Origin of the sequence: Burkholderia sp. E168m15, assembly GCF_016586105.1 — a bacterium.
GTDB classification, from domain to species: domain Bacteria; phylum Pseudomonadota; class Gammaproteobacteria; order Burkholderiales; family Burkholderiaceae; genus Burkholderia; species Burkholderia orbicola.
In genome coordinates this window covers 1-21,404 of sequence record NZ_BCPO01000228.1, presented here as the reverse complement: position 1 = coordinate 21,404, position 21,404 = coordinate 1, and the positions used below count along the sequence as shown (strand labels likewise).

21 protein-coding genes and 3 pseudogenes are annotated in these 21,404 nt (G+C 66.7%); 11 read left to right on the top strand and 13 right to left on the bottom strand.

What is annotated here, in order from left to right; translation table 11 throughout:
* Window positions 1-15: 15 nt before the first annotated feature.
* The 4 genes from hydA to JMF86_RS34700 all read left to right on the top strand — a co-directional run bounded on the left by hydA (window position 16) and on the right by JMF86_RS34700 (window position 4,763).
* A complete protein-coding gene (gene hydA / locus JMF86_RS34715) occupies window positions 16-1,473 on the top strand; it encodes a dihydropyrimidinase (protein ID WP_011545786.1) in 1,458 nt (485 codons plus the stop codon).
* Window positions 1,474-1,721: 248 nt separating this feature from the next.
* Window positions 1,722-2,996 (top strand): NupC/NupG family nucleoside CNT transporter, encoded by a 1,275-nt coding sequence (locus JMF86_RS34710; protein WP_011545785.1) that lies wholly within the window; start codon window positions 1,722-1,724, stop codon window positions 2,994-2,996.
* 35 nt (window positions 2,997-3,031) lie between these two features.
* On the top strand, window positions 3,032-4,348 hold the full coding sequence (gene deoA / locus JMF86_RS34705; RefSeq protein WP_011545784.1) for a thymidine phosphorylase: 1,317 nt from the start codon (window positions 3,032-3,034) through the stop codon (window positions 4,346-4,348).
* Window positions 4,349-4,373: 25 nt separating this feature from the next.
* Window positions 4,374-4,763 (top strand): cytidine deaminase, encoded by a 390-nt coding sequence (locus tag JMF86_RS34700; protein WP_011545783.1) that lies wholly within the window; start codon window positions 4,374-4,376, stop codon window positions 4,761-4,763.
* A 26-nt stretch (window positions 4,764-4,789) separates the two neighbouring features.
* Here the strand turns inward: JMF86_RS34700 and JMF86_RS34695 are convergent, their stop codons facing one another.
* The 5 genes and pseudogenes from JMF86_RS34695 to JMF86_RS34675 form a co-directional block, all read right to left on the bottom strand.
* On the bottom strand, window positions 4,790-5,905 hold the full coding sequence (locus JMF86_RS34695) for an aromatic ring-hydroxylating dioxygenase subunit alpha (protein ID WP_011545782.1): 1,116 nt from the start codon (window positions 5,903-5,905) through the stop codon (window positions 4,790-4,792).
* A 235-nt stretch (window positions 5,906-6,140) separates the two neighbouring features.
* Complete coding sequence (gene msrA, locus JMF86_RS34690; RefSeq protein WP_011545781.1) at window positions 6,141-6,884, bottom strand: peptide-methionine (S)-S-oxide reductase MsrA; 744 nt, start codon at window positions 6,882-6,884, stop codon at window positions 6,141-6,143.
* 60 nt (window positions 6,885-6,944) lie between these two features.
* Window positions 6,945-8,804, bottom strand: a complete 1,860-nt coding sequence (locus JMF86_RS34685) for a cytochrome c biogenesis protein DipZ (protein ID WP_201317480.1) — start codon at window positions 8,802-8,804, stop codon at window positions 6,945-6,947.
* Between the two features lie 35 nt (window positions 8,805-8,839).
* Window positions 8,840-9,371, bottom strand: a pseudogene (gene msrB / locus JMF86_RS34680) (peptide-methionine (R)-S-oxide reductase MsrB).
* Window positions 9,372-9,578: 207 nt separating this feature from the next.
* Window positions 9,579-10,511 (bottom strand): LysR family transcriptional regulator, encoded by a 933-nt coding sequence (locus JMF86_RS34675; protein WP_011545778.1) that lies wholly within the window; start codon window positions 10,509-10,511, stop codon window positions 9,579-9,581.
* 68 nt (window positions 10,512-10,579) lie between these two features.
* On the opposite strand from JMF86_RS34675, the gene JMF86_RS34670 reads away from it, so the two are divergent.
* Both JMF86_RS34670 and JMF86_RS34665 read left to right on the top strand, forming a co-directional pair.
* Complete coding sequence (locus JMF86_RS34670) at window positions 10,580-11,356, top strand: SDR family oxidoreductase (RefSeq protein ID WP_077220332.1); 777 nt, start codon at window positions 10,580-10,582, stop codon at window positions 11,354-11,356.
* Window positions 11,349-11,747, top strand: coding sequence for a heme-binding protein (locus JMF86_RS34665; protein ID WP_053526416.1), 399 nt, complete (start codon window positions 11,349-11,351; stop codon window positions 11,745-11,747). Before JMF86_RS34670 ends, JMF86_RS34665 begins: the two co-directional genes overlap by 8 nt.
* Before the next feature lie 142 nt (window positions 11,748-11,889).
* Here JMF86_RS34665 and JMF86_RS34660 read toward each other — a convergent pair whose 3' ends face one another.
* Together JMF86_RS34660 and JMF86_RS34655 are read right to left on the bottom strand one after the other, a co-directional pair.
* The gene (locus JMF86_RS34660; RefSeq protein WP_077220330.1) at window positions 11,890-12,168 is read right to left on the bottom strand and encodes a hypothetical protein; all 279 of its coding nucleotides are present in this window, start codon (window positions 12,166-12,168) and stop codon (window positions 11,890-11,892) included.
* A complete protein-coding gene (locus tag JMF86_RS34655) occupies window positions 12,162-12,485 on the bottom strand; it encodes a hypothetical protein (protein WP_074808756.1) in 324 nt (107 codons plus the stop codon). The genes JMF86_RS34660 and JMF86_RS34655 overlap by 7 nt, the downstream gene beginning before the upstream one ends.
* 446 nt (window positions 12,486-12,931) lie before the next feature.
* On the opposite strand from JMF86_RS34655, the gene groES reads away from it, so the two are divergent.
* The 3 genes from groES (at window position 12,932) to JMF86_RS34640 (ending at window position 15,356) form a co-directional block, all read left to right on the top strand.
* A complete protein-coding gene (gene groES, locus JMF86_RS34650) occupies window positions 12,932-13,249 on the top strand; it encodes a co-chaperone GroES (protein ID WP_006482399.1) in 318 nt (105 codons plus the stop codon).
* Between the two features lie 80 nt (window positions 13,250-13,329).
* Window positions 13,330-14,952: a chaperonin GroEL gene (groL, locus tag JMF86_RS34645; protein ID WP_077220351.1), complete on the top strand. Its 1,623-nt coding sequence runs from the start codon at window positions 13,330-13,332 to the stop codon at window positions 14,950-14,952.
* Window positions 14,953-15,068: 116 nt separating this feature from the next.
* A complete protein-coding gene (locus JMF86_RS34640) occupies window positions 15,069-15,356 on the top strand; it encodes a hypothetical protein (RefSeq protein ID WP_027809463.1) in 288 nt (95 codons plus the stop codon).
* A gap of 199 nt (window positions 15,357-15,555) precedes the next feature.
* On the opposite strand, the gene JMF86_RS34635 is transcribed toward JMF86_RS34640, so the two are convergent.
* Both JMF86_RS34635 and JMF86_RS34630 read right to left on the bottom strand, forming a co-directional pair.
* Window positions 15,556-16,470 carry a manganese catalase family protein gene (locus JMF86_RS34635; protein ID WP_201317479.1) on the bottom strand — a complete coding sequence of 305 codons (915 nt, stop codon included), beginning with the start codon at window positions 16,468-16,470 and terminating at the stop codon, window positions 15,556-15,558.
* A gap of 376 nt (window positions 16,471-16,846) precedes the next feature.
* Window positions 16,847-17,128 carry a hypothetical protein gene (locus tag JMF86_RS34630; protein ID WP_034175559.1) on the bottom strand — a complete coding sequence of 94 codons (282 nt, stop codon included), beginning with the start codon at window positions 17,126-17,128 and terminating at the stop codon, window positions 16,847-16,849.
* A 672-nt stretch (window positions 17,129-17,800) separates the two neighbouring features.
* Between JMF86_RS34630 and JMF86_RS35405 the strand changes: the two are divergent.
* Window positions 17,801-17,935: pseudogene (locus JMF86_RS35405) on the top strand (chemotaxis protein CheB); the annotation flags it as partial.
* Here JMF86_RS35405 and JMF86_RS35240 read toward each other — a convergent pair.
* The 4 genes from JMF86_RS35240 to JMF86_RS34610 all read right to left on the bottom strand — a co-directional run bounded on the left by JMF86_RS35240 (window position 17,932) and on the right by JMF86_RS34610 (window position 20,784).
* Entirely contained in the window at window positions 17,932-18,204 is a 273-nt protein-coding gene (locus JMF86_RS35240) for a hypothetical protein (RefSeq protein WP_027809466.1), read from the bottom strand. The pseudogene JMF86_RS35405 and the gene JMF86_RS35240 overlap by 4 nt on opposite strands.
* Before the next feature lie 24 nt (window positions 18,205-18,228).
* On the bottom strand, window positions 18,229-19,521 hold the full coding sequence (locus tag JMF86_RS34620; RefSeq protein ID WP_201317478.1) for an NRAMP family divalent metal transporter: 1,293 nt from the start codon (window positions 19,519-19,521) through the stop codon (window positions 18,229-18,231).
* Between the two features lie 83 nt (window positions 19,522-19,604).
* Complete coding sequence (locus JMF86_RS34615) at window positions 19,605-20,120, bottom strand: hypothetical protein (RefSeq protein WP_201317477.1); 516 nt, start codon at window positions 20,118-20,120, stop codon at window positions 19,605-19,607.
* Window positions 20,121-20,181: 61 nt separating this feature from the next.
* Window positions 20,182-20,784 (bottom strand): TetR/AcrR family transcriptional regulator, encoded by a 603-nt coding sequence (locus JMF86_RS34610; RefSeq protein ID WP_011545765.1) that lies wholly within the window; start codon window positions 20,782-20,784, stop codon window positions 20,182-20,184.
* 422 nt (window positions 20,785-21,206) lie between these two features.
* Between JMF86_RS34610 and JMF86_RS34605 the strand changes: the two are divergent.
* Window positions 21,207-21,404 (top strand): annotated as a pseudogene (locus JMF86_RS34605) (sel1 repeat family protein); the annotation flags it as partial.

Sequence of the window (21,404 nt, the reverse complement as noted above, 5' to 3'; positions counted from 1 at the left end):
CGAGGAGGCAACGAAATGGCAATCCTGATTCGTGGCGGCACCGTGGTCGATGCGGACCGCTCCTATCGCGCGGACGTGCTCTGCGCGGACCCGCAGGACGGCGGCACGATCCTGCAGATTGCGGAGCAGATCGACGCGCCGGCCGGCGCAACCGTGGTCGACGCGCACGACCAGTACGTGATGCCGGGCGGTATCGACCCGCACACGCACATGGAACTGCCGTTCATGGGTACCACCGCGAGCGACGATTTCTACTCGGGCACCGCGGCCGGGCTGTCGGGCGGCACGACGAGCATCATCGACTTCGTGATTCCGAGCCCGAAGCAGCCGCTGATGGATGCGTTCCGCGAATGGCGCGGCTGGGCCGAGAAGGCGGCTTCCGATTACGGTTTCCACGTGGCCGTGACGTGGTGGGACGACAGCGTGCACCGCGACATGGGCACGCTCGTGCGCGAGCATGGCGTGTCGAGCTTCAAGCACTTCATGGCGTACAAGAACGCGATCATGGCCGACGACGAGGTGCTCGTGAACAGCTTCACGCGTTCGCTCGAACTCGGCGCGCTGCCGACCGTGCACGCGGAAAACGGTGAGCTCGTGTTCCAGCTGCAAAAGGCGCTGCTCGCGCGCGGGATCACGGGGCCGGAGGCGCATCCGCTGTCGCGGCCGCCGGAGGTGGAAGGCGAGGCCGCGAACCGCGCGATCCGGATCGCGCAGGTACTCGGCGTGCCCGTGTATATCGTGCACGTGTCGGCGAAGGACGCGGTGGACGTGATCACCCGTGCGCGCAGCGAAGGGCTGCGTGTGTTCGGCGAAGTGCTGCCGGGCCACCTCGTGATCGACGAGGCCGTCTATCGCGATCCGGACTGGACGCGCGCGGCGGCCCACGTGATGAGCCCGCCGTTCCGCTCGGCCGAGCATCGCGAGGCGCTGTGGCGCGGGCTGCAGTCGGGCCAGCTGCATACGACCGCGACCGATCACTGCGTATTCTGCGCGTCGCAGAAGGCGATGGGCCGCGAGGATTTCACGAAGATCCCGAACGGCTGCGGCGGTGTCGAGGATCGCATGTCGGTGCTGTGGCACCACGGCGTGAATCACGGCCGCATCACGCCGAACGAGTTCGTGCGGATCACGTCGACCAATGCCGCACAGATCTTCAACCTGTATCCGCGCAAGGGCGCCGTGCAGGTTGGCGCCGATGCCGACCTCGTCGTGTGGGACCCGGCCGCGACGAAGACGATCTCGGTGAAGACCCATCACCAGCAGGTCGACTTCAACGTGTTCGAGGGGATGACGGTGCAGGGCGTCGCGACGCACACGCTCACGCGCGGCGCACTCGCATGGGCCGACGGCGAATTGCGCGCGGTGCGCGGCGCGGGCCGCTACCTCAAGCGCCCGCCGGGCGCGGGCTACTACGAGGCCGCGCGGATCGCGAACCGGCTGCGCGAGCCGCATCCGGTCGAACGCGCCGGTTGAACGACGCAGGTCATGCGGGGCGTGTCCGTTCGAACGGCGCGCCCCGCGCGCGTTTTCGCAGGGTAGATAGAACAACTGATCAAGTCGTCGAGGCACGAAAAAAGAAACGATCGATGCCATTGGCCGCGGCGATTTTGGCGACGTTGCCGGCGCGCATATCGAGCGAGTAACATCCACCAACCCGATCGCACGGGTCGCGGGCACGGGCCGCCCGCCGGACAGTTCAAATAGTGAGAAAGGAGCACAAGGTGGATATTCTGCGCAGTCTCCTCGGCATGCTGTTTCTGTTGCTGGTCGCGTATCTGCTGTCGAACAACCGTCGTGCGGTCAGCGCGCGGACCATGATCGCCGCGCTGCTCACGCAGTTCGCGATCGGTGCGCTCGTGCTGTTCGTGCCGTCGGGCCGCGCGGCGCTGGCCGGGGCCGCGAACGGCGTCAATCGCGTGCTCGACATGGGCAATCACGGCATCGCGTTCGTGTTCGGCGGGCTGGTCGACGCGCGCATGTTCCAGTTGTTCGGCGACGGCGGGTTCGTGTTCGGCCTGCGCGTGCTGCCGATGATCATCTTCGTCACCGCGCTGATCTCGGTGCTGTACTACATCGGCGTGATGAAGTGGATCGTCGCGATCCTCGGCGCGGGGTTGGCGAAGGTGCTCGGCGTGAGTCGCATCGAGGCATGCTCGGCCGTCGCGACGATCTTCCTCGGGCAGAGCGAGATGCCCGCGCTCGTGAAGCCGTTCGTGCGCAACATGACGAGCGCCGAGATCTTCACGGTGATGGCGAGCGGGATGGCGTCGGTCGCGGGCTCGGTGCTGGTCGGCTATGCCGGCCTCGGCGTGAAGATGGAGTACCTGCTCGCCGCGTCGTTCATGGCGGTGCCGGGCGGGCTGCTGTTCGGCAAGCTGCTGTTTCCGACCGTCGAGCCGAGCCGCGTGGTGGTCGATGGCCTCGATTTCGACGACAAGCGCGCCGCCAACGTGATCGAGGCGGCCGCCTCCGGTGCATCGGTCGGCCTGCGCATCGCGATCAACGTCGGCGCGATGCTGATCGCGTTCGTCGGGCTCATCGCGCTGATGAACCTGATCGTCGGCGGCGCGGCCGCGTTCGCGGGCTTTCCGCAGGTAACGCTGGTCGGTATCATCGGCCATCTGTTCGCGCCGCTCGCATGGATCATCGGCGTGCCGTGGCACGATGCGACGCTGGCCGGCAACTTCATCGGCGAGAAACTGATCTTCAACGAATTCGTCGCGTACGGCGACCTGTCGCCGTACCTGAAGGGTGGCGCGCACGCGGCGGCGGCCGGCCTGCAGGTGCTCGACCCGAAGACGCTCGCGATCGTATCGTTCGCGCTGTGCGGCTTCGCGAACTTCTCGTCGATCGCGATTCTCGCGGGCGGCTTCAGCGCGGTCGCGCCCGAACGCCGTTCGGACGTCGCGCGGCTCGGCTTGCGCGCGCTGACGGCCGCGACGCTGTCGAACCTGATGAGCGCGGCGATTGCCGGCCTGTTTTTCTCGCTGCATTGAACCGTACAGTCGACTCCGATCGAAGCGAGGCAACGATGTTTCTACCGCAGGAATTCATTCGCAGGAAGCGTGACGGGCAGCCGCTCGATCGCGACGACATGGCCGCGTTCGTGCGCGGCGTGACCGACGGCAGCGTGACCGAGGGCCAGGTGGCCGCGTTCGCGATGGCCGTGTATTTCAACGACCTGAGCACCGACGAGCGCGTCGCGCTGACGCTCGCGCAGCGCGATTCGGGCGACGTGCTCGACTGGCGCGCACTCGATCTCGGCGGGCCGGTGATCGACAAGCATTCGACGGGCGGCGTCGGCGACGTCGTGTCGCTGATGCTCGGGCCGATGGTGGCCGCGTGCGGCGGCTACGTGCCGATGATCTCGGGGCGCGGGCTCGGCCATACCGGCGGCACGCTCGACAAGTTGAGCGCGATCCCCGGTTACGACGTGATGCCCGATACGGATGCGTTTCGCCGCACGGTGCGCGAGGTCGGCGTCGCGATCATCGGGCAGACCGCGCGGCTCGCGCCGGCCGACAAGCGCATCTATGCGATCCGCGACGTGACGGCGACCGTCGAATCGGTCGCGATGATCACCGCGTCGATCTTGTCGAAGAAGCTCGCGGCGGGGCTCGACGGGCTCGTGATGGACGTCAAGGTCGGCTCCGGCGCGTTCATGCCGACCGCGGAGAAATCGGCGGAACTGGCGCGCAGCATCGTCGACGTCGGCAATGGCGCCGGCATGAAGACGACCGCGATCCTCACCGACATGAACCAGTCGCTCGCGCCGTGCGCGGGCAATGCGCTCGAGGTGGCGTGCGCGATCGACTACCTGACGGGCAAGTCGCGTCCCGCCCGTTTGCACGACGTGACGATGGCGCTGTCGGCGGAGCTGCTCGTCACCGGCGGGCTGGCGCGCGATGCCGCCCATGCGCGCGAGAAGCTGCAGCAGGCGCTCGATTCGGGCGCGGCCGCCGAGCGTTTCGCGCGCATGGTCGCCGCGCTCGGCGGCCCGGCCGACCTGCTCGACGCGCCCGCGCGGCATCTGGCGCGGGCGGCGGTGATCGTGCCGGTTCCGGCTCCCGTGAGCGGCGTGGTGCAGCGGGTCGACTGCCGCGCGCTCGGGCTCGCGGTGGTCGCGCTCGGCGGCGGCCGCACGCGCGCGGAGGATGCGATCGACGTCAGCGTCGGCTTGTCGGCGCTCGCGGAGATCGGGCAGCGCATCGAGGCCGGCGAGCCGCTGGGTTTCGTGCACGCCCGCGACGAAGCGGCCGCGGCCCACGCGGTGGATGCGATCCGCCGCGGCTACGTGCTCGGCGAGACCGGCGAAGCGCCGCCGACCCTTTACCAGCGCGTCGACTGACCGCGCTCCCGGAGGCTTCACCACGATGGAACGAGACGAACTGATCGAACAGGCGAAGGCGGCGCGCGAACGCGCGTATGCGCCGTATTCGCGCTTCAAGGTCGGCGCGGCGCTGCTGGCGCGCGACGGGACGGTCTTCCACGGCTGCAACGTCGAGAACGCGTCGTACGGCCTGTGCAATTGCGCGGAACGCACGGCGCTGTTCGCGGCGATCGCCGCCGGCTATCGGCCCGGGGATTTCGCGCGGCTCGCGGTGGTGGGCGACACGGACGGACCGATCGCGCCGTGCGGCGCATGTCGTCAGGTGATCATCGAGATCGGCAAGCCCGACATCGAAGTGATCCTCACGAACCTGAAAGGGGCCGTCGAGATCACGACGGCCCGCGCATTGCTGCCGGGCGCGTTCACGCTGTAGCGGCGCGCGCCGCGGCGCGCCGCGCGTTACGCGCTGTCGCGCACGTCGCGAATCGGGATCACGGTGCGCGCGCCGCACTGGCGCAGCAGGTCGCGCAGCTCGTTGATGACCGGAAACACCTCGTGGTTCCAGTCGGCGCCTTGGGCGTCGTGCGCTTCCTGTTCGCGTTCGACGATCCAGCGATCCTCGCGGAAGATCCGCTCGGTGAACCACACGAGCAGCGGCCATGCGAGATCGAGTGCGAACGGGATGCCGGGCTTGTGGATCGACAGCAGCCCGAACGTGCGGTTGGTGCGCTGCTCGGCATCGAGCGGCACGTAGACGATCCACAGGTCCATCACGAGCGTGCCTTCGCTCGAGCGAATCTGCAGCGTCTGGTACGGGTAGCCGGTGCGCACCGTCATCACGCTCTTGTCGGACTGGTCGGCCGGCTTCTTGCTCGCGCCGAACACGAGCGCCTCGCCGACCGGCTGCTTGCCTTCCATCCGCGCGAACGTGTAGTCGACCTCGACCCAGTCGTCGCCGCGGCGGCGGCCCACCGAGCGAGCGCGCATCTGCCCCATCTGCTTGCGATGCAGGAACTGATGGTTCATGTCCATCAGGTTCTCGTGCATGAACGAATAGTGGCACTTGACCTCGCGACCGAAGCGGCGCGTCTTGTACGCGGGGTTGTCCGCCGATTCGAGCGCGGGGAACGGCCGTGTTTCGGCGAGCGTGGCGTCGCCTGGAAACACGAAGATCAGCCCGTGCGCCTCGCGGCACGGATACGCGCGCACGCCGTTGGGCAAGCGCTCGCGGCCGAGGTAGGGCACGTCGACGCAACGGCCGCTGTCGCACGCGTAGGTCCAGCCGTGATAGCAGCAGCGCAGCGTTTCGCCGCTCACGACGCCCGCGTGCAGTGGCACCTGGCGGTGCGCGCAACGATCTTCGAGCGCATACACGGCGCCCGATTCGGTGCGCACGAGCACGATCGGATCGCCGGCGAAGCGCACGCCGAGCGTCTTGCCGCGCTTGAGCTCGCGCGACCACGCGAGCGGATACCAGTGATCCGGATGAATGGGCACGCGGCGCAGGTCGCGCACGACCGCGCCGGTGGACGGTTCTTCGAGGGTGTTGCTGTCAGGCAAAGGCACTGCGCGCATGCGTGACGCCTCCTGGCTGGGCGGGTGGTCCGGGTGCCGCATCATGCGGCGGGGATCAGGAGAAGTCTACGCGAAGTTGCCGACCCCGGCGGATGCGATGCGGGTTTGCCCCGGCATCGCGTTCGTCGATTCGTTGACGTGGCGCAAAGAGGCCGCCGCCGATGGGTGGCGGCCGTGGCGCGGCTGGGCGGCGGGCGGTATGTCGCCATGCGGCGAGCGGACGCTCGCCAGCGGCTCACGAGCGCGCTTCGCGCCACAGCACCGGGTCGGTACGGTACAGCGCCGGGAAGTACTGCTTCAGCCCGGCGACCTTCGGCAGGTCGTTGAACGCGATGTACGGCGCATCGGGATGCAGCTCGAGGTAGTTCTGATGATAGGCCTCGGCCGGATAGAAGCCCTTGTAGGCTTCGACACGCGTAACGACGGGCGCCGGAAACACATGCGCGCTGCCGAGCTGGGCGATGTACGCGGTCGCGACCGCGCGCTGCTGCGCGGTGGTCGGGAAGATCGCGGAGCGGTACTGCGAGCCCTCGTCGGGGCCTTGCCGGTTCAGTTGGGTCGGGTCGTGCGCGACCGAGAAGAACACCTGCAGCAGCCGGCCGTACGTGATCTGCGTCGGGTCGTAGACGATCCGCACCGATTCCGCATGCCCCGTCAGCCCCGAGCCGACGAGCGCGTAGTGCGCGGTTTCGGACGCGCCACCCGCATAGCCGGCGGTGACCTGCTTCACGCCCTTCACGTGTTCGAACACGCCCTGTACGCCCCAGAAGCAGCCGCCGGCGAGCACGGCCGTTTCGTCGTGCGACGCGCCAGGCGTTTCGTCGAGTGTTGCTGCGGGCACGGTGCGCATCGGCTCGGCGGAATTGACGATGCGCTGGTAGCCGAATACGGCCGCCGCCGCGACGGCGATGGCGCCGATGCGGCGCAGCATGACCGCGCGCCGTCGGGCGGCGGCATCGCGGGTCGGGATCGGGATCATGTTTTGCTCCTTCGGAATGCGTTGAAAAGGACGGTGCTCGGATGGCGGCGGTGCGCGCGATCAGCCGAACGTGAAGGCGTACGCATCGACGCCCGGATCGAGGAACTCGATCGCGAACGTGCGATCGGCGATCGCGCCGGGTTGGCGGACGAGCTGGTACAGGCGCTGGCCGGTGACGGTGCCGTAGCCTTGCGCGTCGACGTCGGCGCCATGCGCGGCGCCGGGCGCCGTGCCGTCGAGCGTCACGCGAAAGCGCACGGGCCGGCCGTTCGCGCCCGGGCCGAGCACGAGATGCAGATCGCGTGCATGGAAGCGGTAGACGATCCGGCCATCCGGCGCGGCGAGTGCCGCGCGTTCGGCGCCGACGCTCCACGTGCCGGCGAGGCCCCAGCCGTTGAGATCCGGCTGGGCCGGCGCGTCGTAGCGGTGCGCCGCATCGCGCACGACGCCGCCCGGCGACGCGAAGCTTTCCGCACGGGCATAGCCGACGTAGGTCTCGGGCGAACGGGCGTCCGCGCTGTCGGCCGCCGCGAGCGCACCTTTCGCAGGGGCGCCGGCGAGCCCGAGCGGCACGTTCAGCGCGTCCGGATGACCGGCTTCGGCGAGCAGCGACTGGATTGCGCGTTCGGACTGCACATATTCGCCTTCGCCGAAGTGGTGATGGCGGACCCGTCCCTGTGCGTCGATGAAGTAGTGCGCGGGCCAGTATTCGTTGTTGAACGCGCGCCAGATCGAATAGCCGTTGTCGATCGCGACCGGGTAGTCGATGCCGAGATCGTGCACGGCTTTCTTCACGTTGCCGATGTCGCGCTCGAACGCGAACTCCGGCGCGTGCACGCCGATCACGACGAGCCCGTACGGCGCGTACTTGCGTGCCCAGGCGGTCGTGTACGGCAGCGTGCGCAGGCAGTTGATGCACGAATACGTCCAGAAATCGACCAGCACGACCTTGCCGCGCAGCCCGGCCGCCGTCAGCGGCGGCGAGTTCAGCCACTGCACCGCGCCGTCGAGCGACGGCAGCGTGCCTTCGACGGGCAGCGCGGACGGGGTCGCGCCGACCGCACGCATCATCGCGCTGCCGGCCATCGCACCTTCGCCGGCCTGCGCGCCATCCGCGGCGGCAGCCATCATCGCGCCGCCCGCCGCGTTGTCGGTGGCACCGGGTGCGGCCGTTGCCGCCGGCGCGCCGTTCGAGCGCCCGCCGAGGCGGTCGACGAGCTTCGTTTCGAGCCCGCCCGTGGTGACGGTCGACAGTTGCGCGAGGGCGCCCGTGTCGAGGCCGAGCGCGATCGCGCCGACGCCGGCCAGCAGCGCCGCGCCGATCCCGCGCCGGATCCATTCGCCGGCGCCGAGCGAGCGCTTCATCGCGGCGAACACCTTGCCGCCGATCACGAGCGCGACGCCGAGCGAGGTCGCCGCGCCGGCCGCATACGCGACGAGCAGCAGCGTCGTGCCGACGCTCGCGCCGCGCAGCGCGGCGCCGGTCAGCACGAGGCCGAGGATCGGGCCCGCGCAGGGCGCCCACAGCAGGCCCGTCGCGACGCCGAGCAGCAGCGACGACGCCGGGCCGGCCGCACGGCCGTCGCGTTGCGCGAACCCGGTGAGCCGGTTGCCGGCGGCCACGAGCGGACGCGTCAGGTGTTCCGCGAAGCGTGGCATCAGCAGCGTCAGGCCGAATACCGCGAGCAGCACGATCGCGATCCAGCGGCCGGCCTGATTGGCCTGCGCGACCCAGCCGCCGCCGACGGCGGCGAGCGTCGCGACGACGGCGAACGTGAGCGCCATGCCGGCGAGCAGCGGCAGGCCGGTGCGCACGAACGGCTGGTCGGCGCGCGCGAATACGAACGGCAGCACGGGCAGGATGCACGGGCTCAGGATCGTGAGCACGCCGCCGAGATAGGCAAGGACGATGAGCAGCATGATGCGTTCTCCAGTCGGTCGGGAGCGGGGCCGGATCAGGCGGCGGCCGGGTGGAAGGCGAGCGCCAGGCCGTTCATGCAGTAGCGCAGGCCGGTCGGCGCCGGGCCGTCGTCGAACACGTGGCCGAGATGGCCGCCGCAGCGGCGGCAGTGCACTTCGGTGCGGACCATTCCGAACGACGCGTCGGTATCGGTGCCGACCGCGTGATCGAGCGGTTTCCAGAAGCTCGGCCAGCCCGTATGGCTGTCGAATTTGGTGGCCGACGAGAACAGCGCGAGGTCGCAGCCGGCGCACGCGAACGTGCCGTGCCGGTGCTCGTCGTTCAGCGGGCTGGTGAACGGCCGTTCGGTGCCGGCTTCGCGCAGGACCGTGTATTGGGCGGGCGTGAGCCGACGATGCCATTCGGCGTCGCTGAGGGTGATTTCGAACGGGGCGGCCTTCGATGACGCCGGCCGGCGGCGCGGCGAACGCGCGGCCGACCAGTGCGCGGCGGCCGGCGGACGACAGCGCCGCGAGCGCGGCGAGGCCGGTGGCGCCGGCGAACAGCAGATGTCTGCGGGTGGGCATGATGGGCTCCTGGAAGCAGGTCCTGAAAACATGCGCCCATCGTAGGCAGCGGCCGGTGTCGAAGTCCTCACGGAAAGTTAAATGAATCGTGATGTTTGGCCGGGGTACGGCCAGGTTCGCTGAAATCCCACTGGGCCCGCTCCGGCACGGCTGCCGGTGAGCCGCTGTTGACCGATCCCGACGGCTCGCTGCCGGCGGTGCAAAAACTCAACTGCGCGGCTGCTCGCTCTTGATAAAGGCAATCAGGGCACGCAGCGCCTGGGAAACATGGCGATGGCCGGGATAGTAAAGACATAGCCCCGGAAAAGGGGCGCACCAGTCGTCAAGAACGCGTTCGAGGCGTCCGTCACGCAAGGGCTCGATGACGAGGTGGTCGGGGACGAAAGCGATGCCGATGCCGTCCATGGCGGCGTCGACCATCAGCGGTTGGTCCGTCAAGGTAAGCGAACCCGAGACATCGATGGTCTCGCTGACACCGCGCCGCTCGAATTCCCACTGGTAGATCGAACCGCTCTCGAAGCGAAAGCGAATACAGTCGTGTCGATAAAGATCGTGCGGCGTAGCGGGGCGTCCATGTGCAGCGAAATACGCGGGCGACGCGACTGCTGCGAAACGAACGTTGCCCATGAGCGGAATGGCCACCATGTCCTGCGGCACGGCCTCGGCCAGCCGAATGCCCGCGTCGAATCCCGCTGCAACGATGTCAGTGAGGCGGCCGTCGCTCACGATGTCGAGATGCACTTCCGGATACGACTTCAGGAAGCGCGCCAGGACGGGGCGCAGGATGAGGCGAATGGCGCCTTCGCTTGCGTTGATGCGCACGGTTCCGCTGGGAGCCGAGCGTAGATCGTCGACTTCGCGCATCGCTTCGTCGATGATCGAAACCGCCGGCCGGAGTTTGGCTGCCAGACGCTCGCCGGCCTCGGTGAGCGAGGTGCTGCGAGTCGTTCGATTCAGGAGCCGGACGCCCAGACGCCGCTCGAGCGCTTTCACCGAATGACTGACCGCCGACGGCGTGATCTCGAGTTCGGTCGCTGCGCCGCGAAAGCTTCGTCGTGCCGCAACCGCCAGGAACACGGTGAAAGAGAAAAAATCGACGTTCCTTGATTGGTGAGTAACTCTCATCATGTCATCAAGCATTGGTGATCTTGTTTTGATACTAGGGGCTCCCTACACTGGGTGCAACTACTTCAGTCAAGGAGCGCCAGATGTCTCGAAAGATATTGATCACGGGTGCCAGTTCAGGCTTTGGTCGGGGTGCGGCAATCGAACTTGCGCGCCTCGGCCATCAGGTCGTCGCGACGGCCGAGACGTGGCCGCAGGTTCGCGGCCTGCGTGCGGATGCAGCCGAGGCCGGTGTGGTGCTGGAAGTGATCAAGCTGAATCTGCTCGACGCGATCGACATCGCTCACGCGGGCTCGTTCGATCCCGACGTCCTGGTGCTGAACGCCGGCGTCATGGAAGGCGGATCGATCGTCGACATCCCGATGCAACGCGTTCGGGAGTCCTTCGAAATCAACGTTTTCGGCCATCTTCAACTGGTGCAGGCGATCGTGCCGAAGATGGTGGGGCGCAGGTCCGGAAAAGTCGTATGGACCTCGTCGATGGGGGGCATTCTGGTTGTCCCGTTTGTCGGTGCCTACTGCGCGACCAAGCATGCGATCGAGGCCATCGCCGGGTCGATGAAAGCGGAACTCGAACCCTTTGGCGTCAAGGTCGCGACCGTGAATCCGGGCGTTTTCGGCACCGGATTCAACGACACCGGCGCCGAGAGCTACGTGCAGTGGTACGACGCCGATTCCGCCGTTGTGCCGATGCCGGATTTCGGCGACAGCCTGATGAACCAGGCCGACCCCAAGGAGATGATCGACGCCATGGTCGAGATCATTCCGGCCGATACGCATTTGTATCGAACCATGCGCCCGTTTGCGACGATTGACGCGGCGAAGCAGTGGCAAGAGACGGAGTGGACGCAAAATGCCTGAGCTCACGCTGGAGCGGGCGGACCGTATTGTGGCCCAGGGGCGTGCTGCGGCGCGGGACGCGGGACTCGATGCCGTGTTTGCCATTCTCGATACGGGTGCGCATTTGGTCGCTTTCTCGCGGATGGACGGGGCATGGCTTGCGTCGAATGAACTGGCAATAGCAAAGGCCCGGACGTCGGTGATGTTCCGGATGCCGAGCGAAGCGCTCGACGTGCCGCTGCAGGTAGGCCAGCCGTATCCACGCTTCGATCACATCCATGCAGGCGGGCTGTTGCTGATGGGAGGGGGCGTGCCTCTTTTCAATGGCGATGGCCAGCTGATCGGCGCACTCGGCGTGTCCGGCGGTACGCCAGAGCAAGATGCGGTACTTGCTCGGGCTGCGATCGCATGACAGCGGCTCGGGTTTGCTCGCGCGACGTATCGCGGGGGCGGCCGGTTGCCGGACCGCGTGCCGCTCGGGTCGAGCGGCACGTGTTGACCGGAACCGCATTCGGGCGCGGCCATGCATGCCTGTCGGCCGCCTGAGCAGCGCGTCATCCGGCCTCGTCCGATAGGGCGACGGGCGCTTCATACTGACCGCCGCGCTCGGCCGTCGACCCGTGACGCCGGTGGGAAGCGATGTCGGCCCCGAGCGCATGGAGAATCGATCGACCCTTCTTCGTCAGATACGCGCGCCGGCGGCCAGGCGCGCCATGTTCGAGCATGACGAGTTGCCGTTCGAGCAATGCATCGAGTTCGGCGCGATTCATGTCGAGCTGATCCGGCGCCTGGCACACCAGCATCAGCGTCGCGAATTCGTGCGGGCTCAGCATGGCTGCCTCCCGTCGCGCATGGAGCCGCCGCCCGCAGGCATGACGCGGAACAACGAAATAGGGTGCAGCATGCGTCCAAACCCGGCGACTCGACGGCGCGGCAGCTTCGGTCGGCCGATCGCAGCGGGTTGGGGCGCGCCGCGCAACGCGAATGGCTTGCGCTCGGCACGTACGCGAGCGCCGATTGGCGCGAAGCGACTCGTGCCGTTGCGCGCTTTCCGCAGGCCGGTCGGCAGACCCGTGACGACGCGGGCGGCGCGTCGTGGTCGGCGGCCGACCTCCGGCAGCCGATCGAAGATAAAGAAAGGATGGTTCATGATTCGCTCCCGGTTGGACCCCGCATGGAGGACGAACCGGACCACGCGCTCCAGTTCGTCGATCCGCGAGAGACCTCGCTGACAAACAAATCGAAACACGCAGCGCGTAAGCCGCGGCTGCTTGAGCGATACCCAAAATAGGATGGGAAGCGCGGATTTCAAGCGCCGTCGCGCGACGATTTGCGTGGCCCGCAGCAGTGACCGTCGAGGCCGTGTTGCCGCTCGTCACGGAGAGCCTCTCGACACAACCGCCGGTCGTGCGAACGCCGATTTCGCGATGAAACATTTTGTTACATATTGGGCGTTCGTCACCCTCTTGAAGCGTGCCTGCCCGCCACTATTTCGCTTTTCGCCAATCGATGGCACGCCGGCGCAGCGCAGCCCTTGCGCGTGCATGCGCCGACGGATTCCCTTTTTCAGGTGATCTCATCGCTCAGGAGATGAAAATGCAGATTCGTCCCCTCTACGACCGGGTTATCGTCAAGCGAATCGAACAGCAGCGGACGACGGCCTCCGGCATCGTGATTCCCGATTCGGCCGCCGAACGGCCCGAGCAGGGTGAAGTGATTGCAGTCGGCAGCGGCCGGCTGCTCCAGGACGGCTCGCAGCGCCCGCTGCAGCTCCAGGTCGGCGACCAGGTTCTCTTCGGCAAATATGCAGGCCAGACCGTGAAGGTGAACGGCGAGGAACTGCTCGTGATGCGCGAAGAGGACGTCATGGGCGTGCTCGAACCCGAATCGCCGGCCGCCAGGAAAGCGGCCTGAATGCCGATTCGACCGCGTCGCACGGGTGTGTACCCGCTGCGCGCGGCATCCCGTTCAACGACTGTATCCGGAGCAAGAAAATGACTGCAAAAGACGTGAAATTTCGCGATGGCGCGCGCCAGCAGATCGTCAAGGGCGTGAACGTGCTGGCCGACGCGGTGAAGGTGACGCTCGGCCCGAAAGGCCGCAACGTCGTGATCGAGCGCGGCTTCGGCGCGCCGGTGATCACGAAGGACGGCGTGTCGGTCGCGAAGGAAATCGAGCTGAAGGACCGCTTCGAGAACATGGGCGCGCAGATCGTCAAGCAGGTCGCGTCGAAGACGGCCGACGTGGCCGGCGACGGGACCACCACCGCCACCGTGCTCGCGCAGGCGATCGTGCAGGAAGGCATGAAGCACGTCGCGGCCGGCATGAACCCGATGGATCTGAAGCGCGGCATCGACAAGGCCGTCGGCGCGGTGCTCGACGAGCTGCGCAAGCTGTCCCGACCGATTTCGACCCACAAGGAAATCGCGCAGGTCGGCGCGATTTCCGCGAACTCGGACGAGGCGATCGGCAAGATCATCGCCGACGCGATGGAGAAGGTCGGCAAGGACGGCGTGATCACCGTCGAGGACGGCAAGTCGCTCGAGAACGAACTCGACGTGGTCGAAGGCATGCAGTTCGATCGCGGTTACGTGAGCCCGTATTTCATCAACGATCCGGCGAAGCAGGCGGCCTATCTCGACGACGCGCTGATTCTGCTGCACGACAAGAAGATTTCCAGTGTCCGCGACCTGCTGCCGATTCTCGAAGCGGCGTCCAAGGCCGGCAAGCCGCTGCTGATCGTGGCCGAGGACGTCGAGGCCGAAGCGCTCGCGACGCTCGTCGTGAATTCGATGCGCGGCATCCTGAAGGTCGCCGCCGTCAAGGCGCCGGGCTTCGGCGACCGACGCAAGGCCATGCTGGAGGATCTCGCGATCCTGACCGGCGCGACCGTCATCTCGGAGGAAACCGGCAAGCAGCTCGACAAGGCCACGCTGGAGGATCTTGGCAGTGCGAAGCGTGTCGAGGTGCGCAAGGACGACACGATCATCATCGACGGCGCGGGCGATGCGGCGCGCATCGACGCGCGCGTGAAGTCGATTCGCGTGCAGATCGACGAAGCGACGAGCGACTACGATCGCGAGAAGCTGCAGGAGCGTGTCGCGAAGCTCGCGGGCGGCGTGGCGGTGATCAAGGTCGGCGCGGTTACCGAAGTCGAAATGAAGGAGAAGAAGGACCGGGTCGACGATGCGCTGCATGCGACGCGTGCAGCGGTCGAGGAGGGCATCGTGCCGGGCGGCGGCGTCGCGCTGCTGCGTGCGCGCGCGGCGCTGTCCGACATCCGGGGCGCGAATGCGGACCAGGATGCCGGCATCCGGATCGTGCTGCGTGCGCTGGAAGCGCCGCTGCGCGTCATCGCGGCCAACGCCGGCGACGAACCGTCGGTCGTGATCTCGAAGGTGCTCGAAGGCAAAGGGAACTTCGGCTACAACGCGGCGACCGGCGAGTACGGCGATCTGGTGGACGCAGGCGTGGTCGACCCGACCAAGGTCACGCGTACCGCGCTGCAGAACGCCGCGTCGATCGCGAGCCTGGTGCTGACGACCGATGCGACCGTCGCCCAGGCGCCGAAAGAGGAGAGCGCCGAGTCGGCTCCCGCGCCCGAACTCGGCTACTGACCGGCGTCGCAGGCCTGCCTGCGATCGTCGAACAGCCGCTGGCCGGAGCGGCTTTGGTCGGCGCGCGCGACAGTGGGGACGCGCCGCGCCGCTTTTTCATGTTTGCGAGACCGACCATGAAGCTCGAACTTTCGATCGATTCCAGGCCGCTGCACGTCGAACTCGACGACGTCATCGCCGGCCTGCTCGCGGCGCGGCTCGGCCTGCCGCCCGACGGCGACCATCGCGGCGCGATCGGCCGCTACCTCGGTGACGCGGCGGGGCCGTGGACGCTGGATGACGACCATATGCGCAAGCGTGTGATGCGCCGCCTGATTCTCGACATCGCCGATCCGACGCTGGTCATTCAGTACCTGATGGCCGACCAGACCGACCAGGCCGGGCCGGGCGAAGCGGGCGCCTGATGCGGGTCGAACGCGCGCGCACGGTCGGCGATGCATCAGGCATGCGGCTCCTGCCGTCTGGACGGTGCGTCGGCATCCAAGTCACACGCTGATAGACGAGAACCCTCCCGCCCAACGGCACTTGTTTCCATTTCGTTATCCATATTAAATCTAAGAGACGCCCGCGATCACGCTCGGGCGCCCGTCATCGAGCTTTCGTTCAGGCGCCGTCTGGCTTGTCCGGCTTGCCTGGCTTGCGCCCCTGCAGGGCCGGCGGGCCCGCGCCGAGTTCGGCGCCCGTCACCGGGTCGCTGTTCGGATCGGATGCGAGTCGCTGCGCCAGCGCTTCGATGGCATCCGCTTGCTGCGCGTCGAGCGTGCCTTCCGGAATCCCGGTGCCGCCATCGACCGCCGGTTCGGCGGGGCGGATTTCGAGTTCGCCGCCGTGGTTCCAGGGGCCGACCAGCGGCGCCGCGTCCGGCTGCATCCGGAAGTACACGTGATCGTACGGCGTCTTCGGCGGCAGCTTGCCGGGCGGGAAGTTCGCGGTGATCGCATACAGCGCCTTCTCGAACGACATCTGGTGCGACACCTCGCGCGTCATCAGGAAGCCGAGCGCGTCGCGGATATCCGGATCGTCGGACACGTTGATGAGCCGCTCGTAGATGATCTTCGCGCGCGCTTCGGCCGCGATGTTCGAGCGCAGGTCGGCGGTCGGTTCGCCGATCGTGTCGATGTACGCGGCCGACCACGGCACGCCGCCCGAATTGGTCAATGGCGCGCCCGCGCCGTACAACACCTGTGTCACGTGGCTGTCGTTGCCCGCGCCGTGCAGCTTGCGATACAGCTCGGCCTGTTCGTCGACCGCTTCGGCGAGTTCGCCCTTGGCGCCGCGGTTGAGCATCGCGGCCATCGAGCCGATCACCTCCAGGTGGCTGAGTTCCTCGGTCGCGATGTCGAGCAGCATGTCCTTGCGGCCGGGGTCTTCTTCAGTGATCGCCTGCGTGAAATAGCGCATCGCGGCGGCGAGTTCGCCCTGCGGGCCGCCGAACTGCTCGAGCAGCAGGTTGGCGAGGCCGGGATTTGGCGCGCCCACGCGCACCGTGTACTGAAGCCGTGTGTTGTGGATGAACATGGCATCTCCGTGGAAAGGGTTGCGCGACATTCGCCGTGTCGAAACAGCACGAATCGATCCCGTGCGGATGACGAAGGCGCGACCGGTTCGCAACGAGTCGCTTCTCGCGTACGGAGCGGACTGCCGCCGATGCAAGGACGCGGCACACGGGAGGGGCGGCGTCGGCTGCAGTACGAGCGTGCATCGCGTGCTGCCGGATTTTCAAGCGGTTGCATTTGTCGGCACGATGGCCGGGCAGATGATCAGGTGGGGCTTCATGGGGTGCCGGAGTCTGGCCTGGGCGCACGGGCTCGTCACGATGACGCCCGCGTTCGTCGTCGTCGTGCTGAAGATCGTGTGGCCGGCGGGCCTGCCTAGCGCCGGCCGGCGTGCTGGTTCATCGCGCCTTCAGCATTTCGTCGGCGAGCCGATAGGCGCTGACCGCGCGCTTCGATTCGTAGTCGGCGATCGTCGACACGTTGCGCCCGGCGTCGCGCGACAGCAATCCTTGCAACGCGGCGGCGGCGAAGAAATCGCGCAGGTCCGGCGTTGCGGATTTCGGCTCGGGCGGAGCGGTTTCGACGAGCGGCCCCGCTTTCCAGAAAACGGGCGACGGCGTGGCTGCCTTGGAGACGGCGGCGGTTTGCTTGATGCTCACATCCTGGGAAAACGGCGTCATTTCTTCCCCTTCGATTCGGTATCTGTTGGCGAAGCAGCGTAACGTCCCCGATTGCATGAGCGAGCATCGTTTCGTTTTGTTTTTGAGCGGTACTAATCGCTTGATCGACGCGAATATTCGCTGTTAATACGGTATTCGTCAAAGAAAATAAATTGGTTTCGACGGCCCGAAGCGGGAGCACGATTCGTTCCCGCTGGCAGTCGAGGAAACCCGTCGCGTTTCGCAAGCCGAGGTGGATGGTATGTCGGCACGAATGACGTTCCGGTGACACCCCGACGTGCGGCCGCGGCGGTCTTTGCGGGGTATCTCGACGCCCCCGCGCGCACATGCCCCGGGCCCTTTACCACACGAGGATTGCAAGCCTTCAGTCAGGCGCGCTCGCGCGCTTGCCGGCGCCCTACACTGCGTACGGAAGCACAGGGGGCAGTATCGCGGGCGGGATCGTGGGACGACCGGACGAGCGCGACGACCCGCTATCGCTCGGCGTCCGGTACACGATGTCCCACCACACCCTCAGGAGAAGTCAATGGCACGGCAAGCGCCTACGCACAAGGAGCGGCCTCCATCGCTCGCGACGTTGAAGAGCCATCTGTCGTTTCCGGTAGTGGGCATTGGCGCGTCGGCGGGCGGTACGACGGCGTTGCAGACCTTTTCTAGAGTGCGCCGACGAACATGGACATGGCGTTCGTCGTCGTCCATCTCGCGCCGAAGCAGGTCAGTCATATGGACGCTGTCCTGCAGCGCACGACGGGCATGCCGGTGCATCAGGTGACGTCCACGGTATCGATCGAAAAAAACCACATCTACGTGATCGCACGGGGCATGCAGCTCGAGATGTCGGACGGTTGCCTTCGTTGCCACAGTCGGGACCAGTCGACGATGCTCCGTTCACGATCGATCACTTCTTTCGGACGCTGGCGGACATCACGCTCGCGCAGACACCGGACGACGCCGAGCATGCGGAGATGCCTCGGCACGCGATTGCCATGGCGCGCATCGATATCGTGCTGCCGGCGGCCGACGTGCCGCAGCGGTTGCTCGATCTCTGGTCGGGTGCGCGCCGCATCGAACAGCAAAGCTTCGAATTCACGCCGCCGCTTCTATCCGGGCACGAACACGCCCATCGCCGCGATTGCCATCGCGAGCGTCGCGATCCATCCTCCCCATGCAAGCGCGCCTCTGACGGCAAACTCGCCCATGACCCGCTTGCTTCTCGCCATCAGCATCATCACGACCATGATCGGAACGGCGCTCACGCCGTTGATGACGGCGCTCCAGTAAAGCGCGCGGATCGGGTCGAAATGCATGAACGTGAATGCGATTCCGCCGACGATCGCCAATACGATCACCGCATAGAATTCCGGCGCGACGCCCAACTGCAGCGCGAGACTGTTGCGCCAGCGGAATGTGCCCGCCGCCGCATAGGCCGCCGACCCTGCGAGCACCGGTAGCGCGAGCAGGCCGGTGCCGACGATGCCGAGCGCAAACAGCACGTATGCGAAATGACCGGCAAGCGGCTCGAGCGCCCGCGCGGCATCCGCCGACGTCTTGACGTCGATGTGATGCGCGTTGAGCGTGGCCGCCGCCGTCAGCACGATGAAGAAGGCAATCACGTTCGAGACGCCCATGCCGAACCACGTGTCGAAGCTGATCCGGCGCAACTGGGCGGGCGCCTGGTGCGGCATGCGCCGCAGCGGCCGCGCGTCCGGCACGGCGCGCAATTCTTCGACTTCCTGGGACGCCTGCCAGAAAAACAGATACGGGCTGATGGTCGTGCCGAGCACGGCGACGAGCGTGGTCAGATACGCGGCGCTCAACTGCGCGTGGGGCTGCACGATCGCGCGACCGACCTCCGCCCAGCTGACCGGCACGATGAGGGCGACCGCGACATAGGCGAGCAGCGTCAGCGCCGTCCATTTGAGCAATCGCGAATAGCGGTCGTACGGGACGAAAACCTGCAGCGCGACCGACACGCCGCCGAGGCACACGATGTAGAGCTGCTGCGGGCCGGGCAGCAACAAATTGACGGCCGCGCCCATGGCCGACAGGTCGGCCGCGATGTTGATCACGTTGGCCGTGATCAGCAGCACGACCGTCCCGTACAGCAGCCATGGCGGGTAGTGCTTGCGCATGTTGGACGCGAGACCCTTGCCCGTCACGCGGCCGATTCGCGCGCTGACCAGCTGGATGGCCGTCATCAGCGGGTACGTGAGCAACAGCGACCACAGCAGTTCGAAGCCGAATTGGGCGCCCGCCTGCGAGTACGTGCCGATGCCGGAAGGATCGTCGTCGGCGGCGCCGGTGATCAGGCCGGGGCCGAGACGCCGGACCCAGGTGACCCCGTTGGGCGCCGGTTCCGTCGGCTCGGGCTGGAGAAAATCGTTGTCGTTCATGATGGCGGGCCTCCCGGGAGTGCAGCATGCGCAATCGCCGTGCCCGCTCGACGGGTGTCGCGCGCCCCGGGGCCACGCGGGTATTACGGCCCGCCCGGTTTCGCCACGTCGCCCGCGTCGACGTTGATCGCGTGTTCCTTCGACACCAGCCGGGTTCCGGCCATGCTTGCGCCGCCGATGCGCAACTTCAGGCGCGCCGGTTCGCTGGCAACGAGTCCCGACACATAGTCGAGGCCATGCAGCCCCACGCGATCATGGAACGGAATGAACCAGGAGGAGCAGAAGTCCGACGTGGGGACCGGGCAGCGGGCGTGGATGTCGAGCCGGCGGGCAGAGAACGGATAGTCGTCGAGATCGGTTGCGCCCACATCGAATCGCTCGAGGATGGTGACCGGCGCGACCGCGTACCGGAGGTAGACGTGGTCGGCCCACGGCGTCTTGTCGAGCGACGCGAGGTCTTCCGTGGTGTACGCAACGATCGTGAGGCCGTTTCGGTCGCGGTGCTGGATTTCATATCGGCTGACATTCACCGACTTGCAGCCGGCACATGCGATTGCCGCACCCAGCACGAAACCGATCAAGCGCATCCGCTCCTGCATGTCGTCCTCCCGGCGCCCTTCGGCCTCGGTTTGCCTGCAATACGACGGCGCGCGACGTGCGTTACGTCGGGTTGGCCGCACCGTCGGCGGGCGAGACCGTCGCGTGCATCGCCTGTTCGAGAAGGGCATGCGCGGCCTGCCACGCGCGTGCGGCAGCCGCGGAATCGTTGAATGCCCGCGCGTCGACCGTGGCGCCGTCCAGCAGCATCATGAAGACGGTCGCCAGCCGGTTCGCGGTTTCGGGCGGCACGAGGGCTTCGATCAGTTCTGCGATCCATTCGACCATTTTGCGGCGATAGCGGATCGCGACATCCGAGATCGGCGCGTAAGCGGTGCCGAATTCGGCCAGCGCACGCTCGAACAGGCAGCCGGCAAATTCCGGTGTGCGGAACCATGCTTCATACCAGTCGAAGATGGTCTTGACGCGCTCGACCGGATCGACGACGTGCTGCAACTGCGCGTCGATGCTGCCGACGATCAGGTCGTAGCGTTGGACCAGCACTTCGCGGATGAGCTCGTCCTTGCTCGCAAAATGCCGGTACAGCGTCATTCGGGCGACACCGGAATCGTCGATGATCCAGTCCACGCCCACTGGGTGGAATCCGTGCCTCGAGAACAGTTCGGTCGCTTTGTCTACCACCAGCTGGCGTTTGTTGGCTCGCACGAACGGCTTCCTCCTCGATATTTCAGCAGCATAGACCGATTATTCTAGCATCAGCGACTCGTCGAGATTGGCCTCCCGGGCCTGTTTGATGGCACCTCCGCGTCGGTAAACCGCGTTCGGCGAACCGGTTATCAAGTCATCTTGACTATTAGATAGACCGATATGTATCATTTGAACGCAGTAAGCAATGATCGATATTGCGTGGATTGAAGAGACGGAACGGTGGCTAGTGTCCCCATTTTCCGTCGTCTGCGGCAGCAGACGCTGCACAATGTTTCAAGCCGACAAGAGAACCTGAGAGAGCCTTGGCATGCGGGCCCGCGGACGATCTTCGCCGCGCAGCGCCTCGCATCAGCCGGGGGCATGCTCGCGGGCGAGTGCGCGAAGCAATACGGCGCCAATGAAACGTGAGGAAAATACCCATGTATCGCCGTTTACTCGCACCGGGGCTGCTGTTGCTGTTGGCCGCGTGCGCGCAAGACCCGTCGGTCACCGCCAGCACGGTACGGATCTGCGACGACACAGGGTGTTCCGATCGCCCTAAAGATCAGGTCTCCTATCAAAAAAGGGACGATGCGGAAGACCGGGACGATCCGCGCATCGCCGCGCTCAAGCAAATC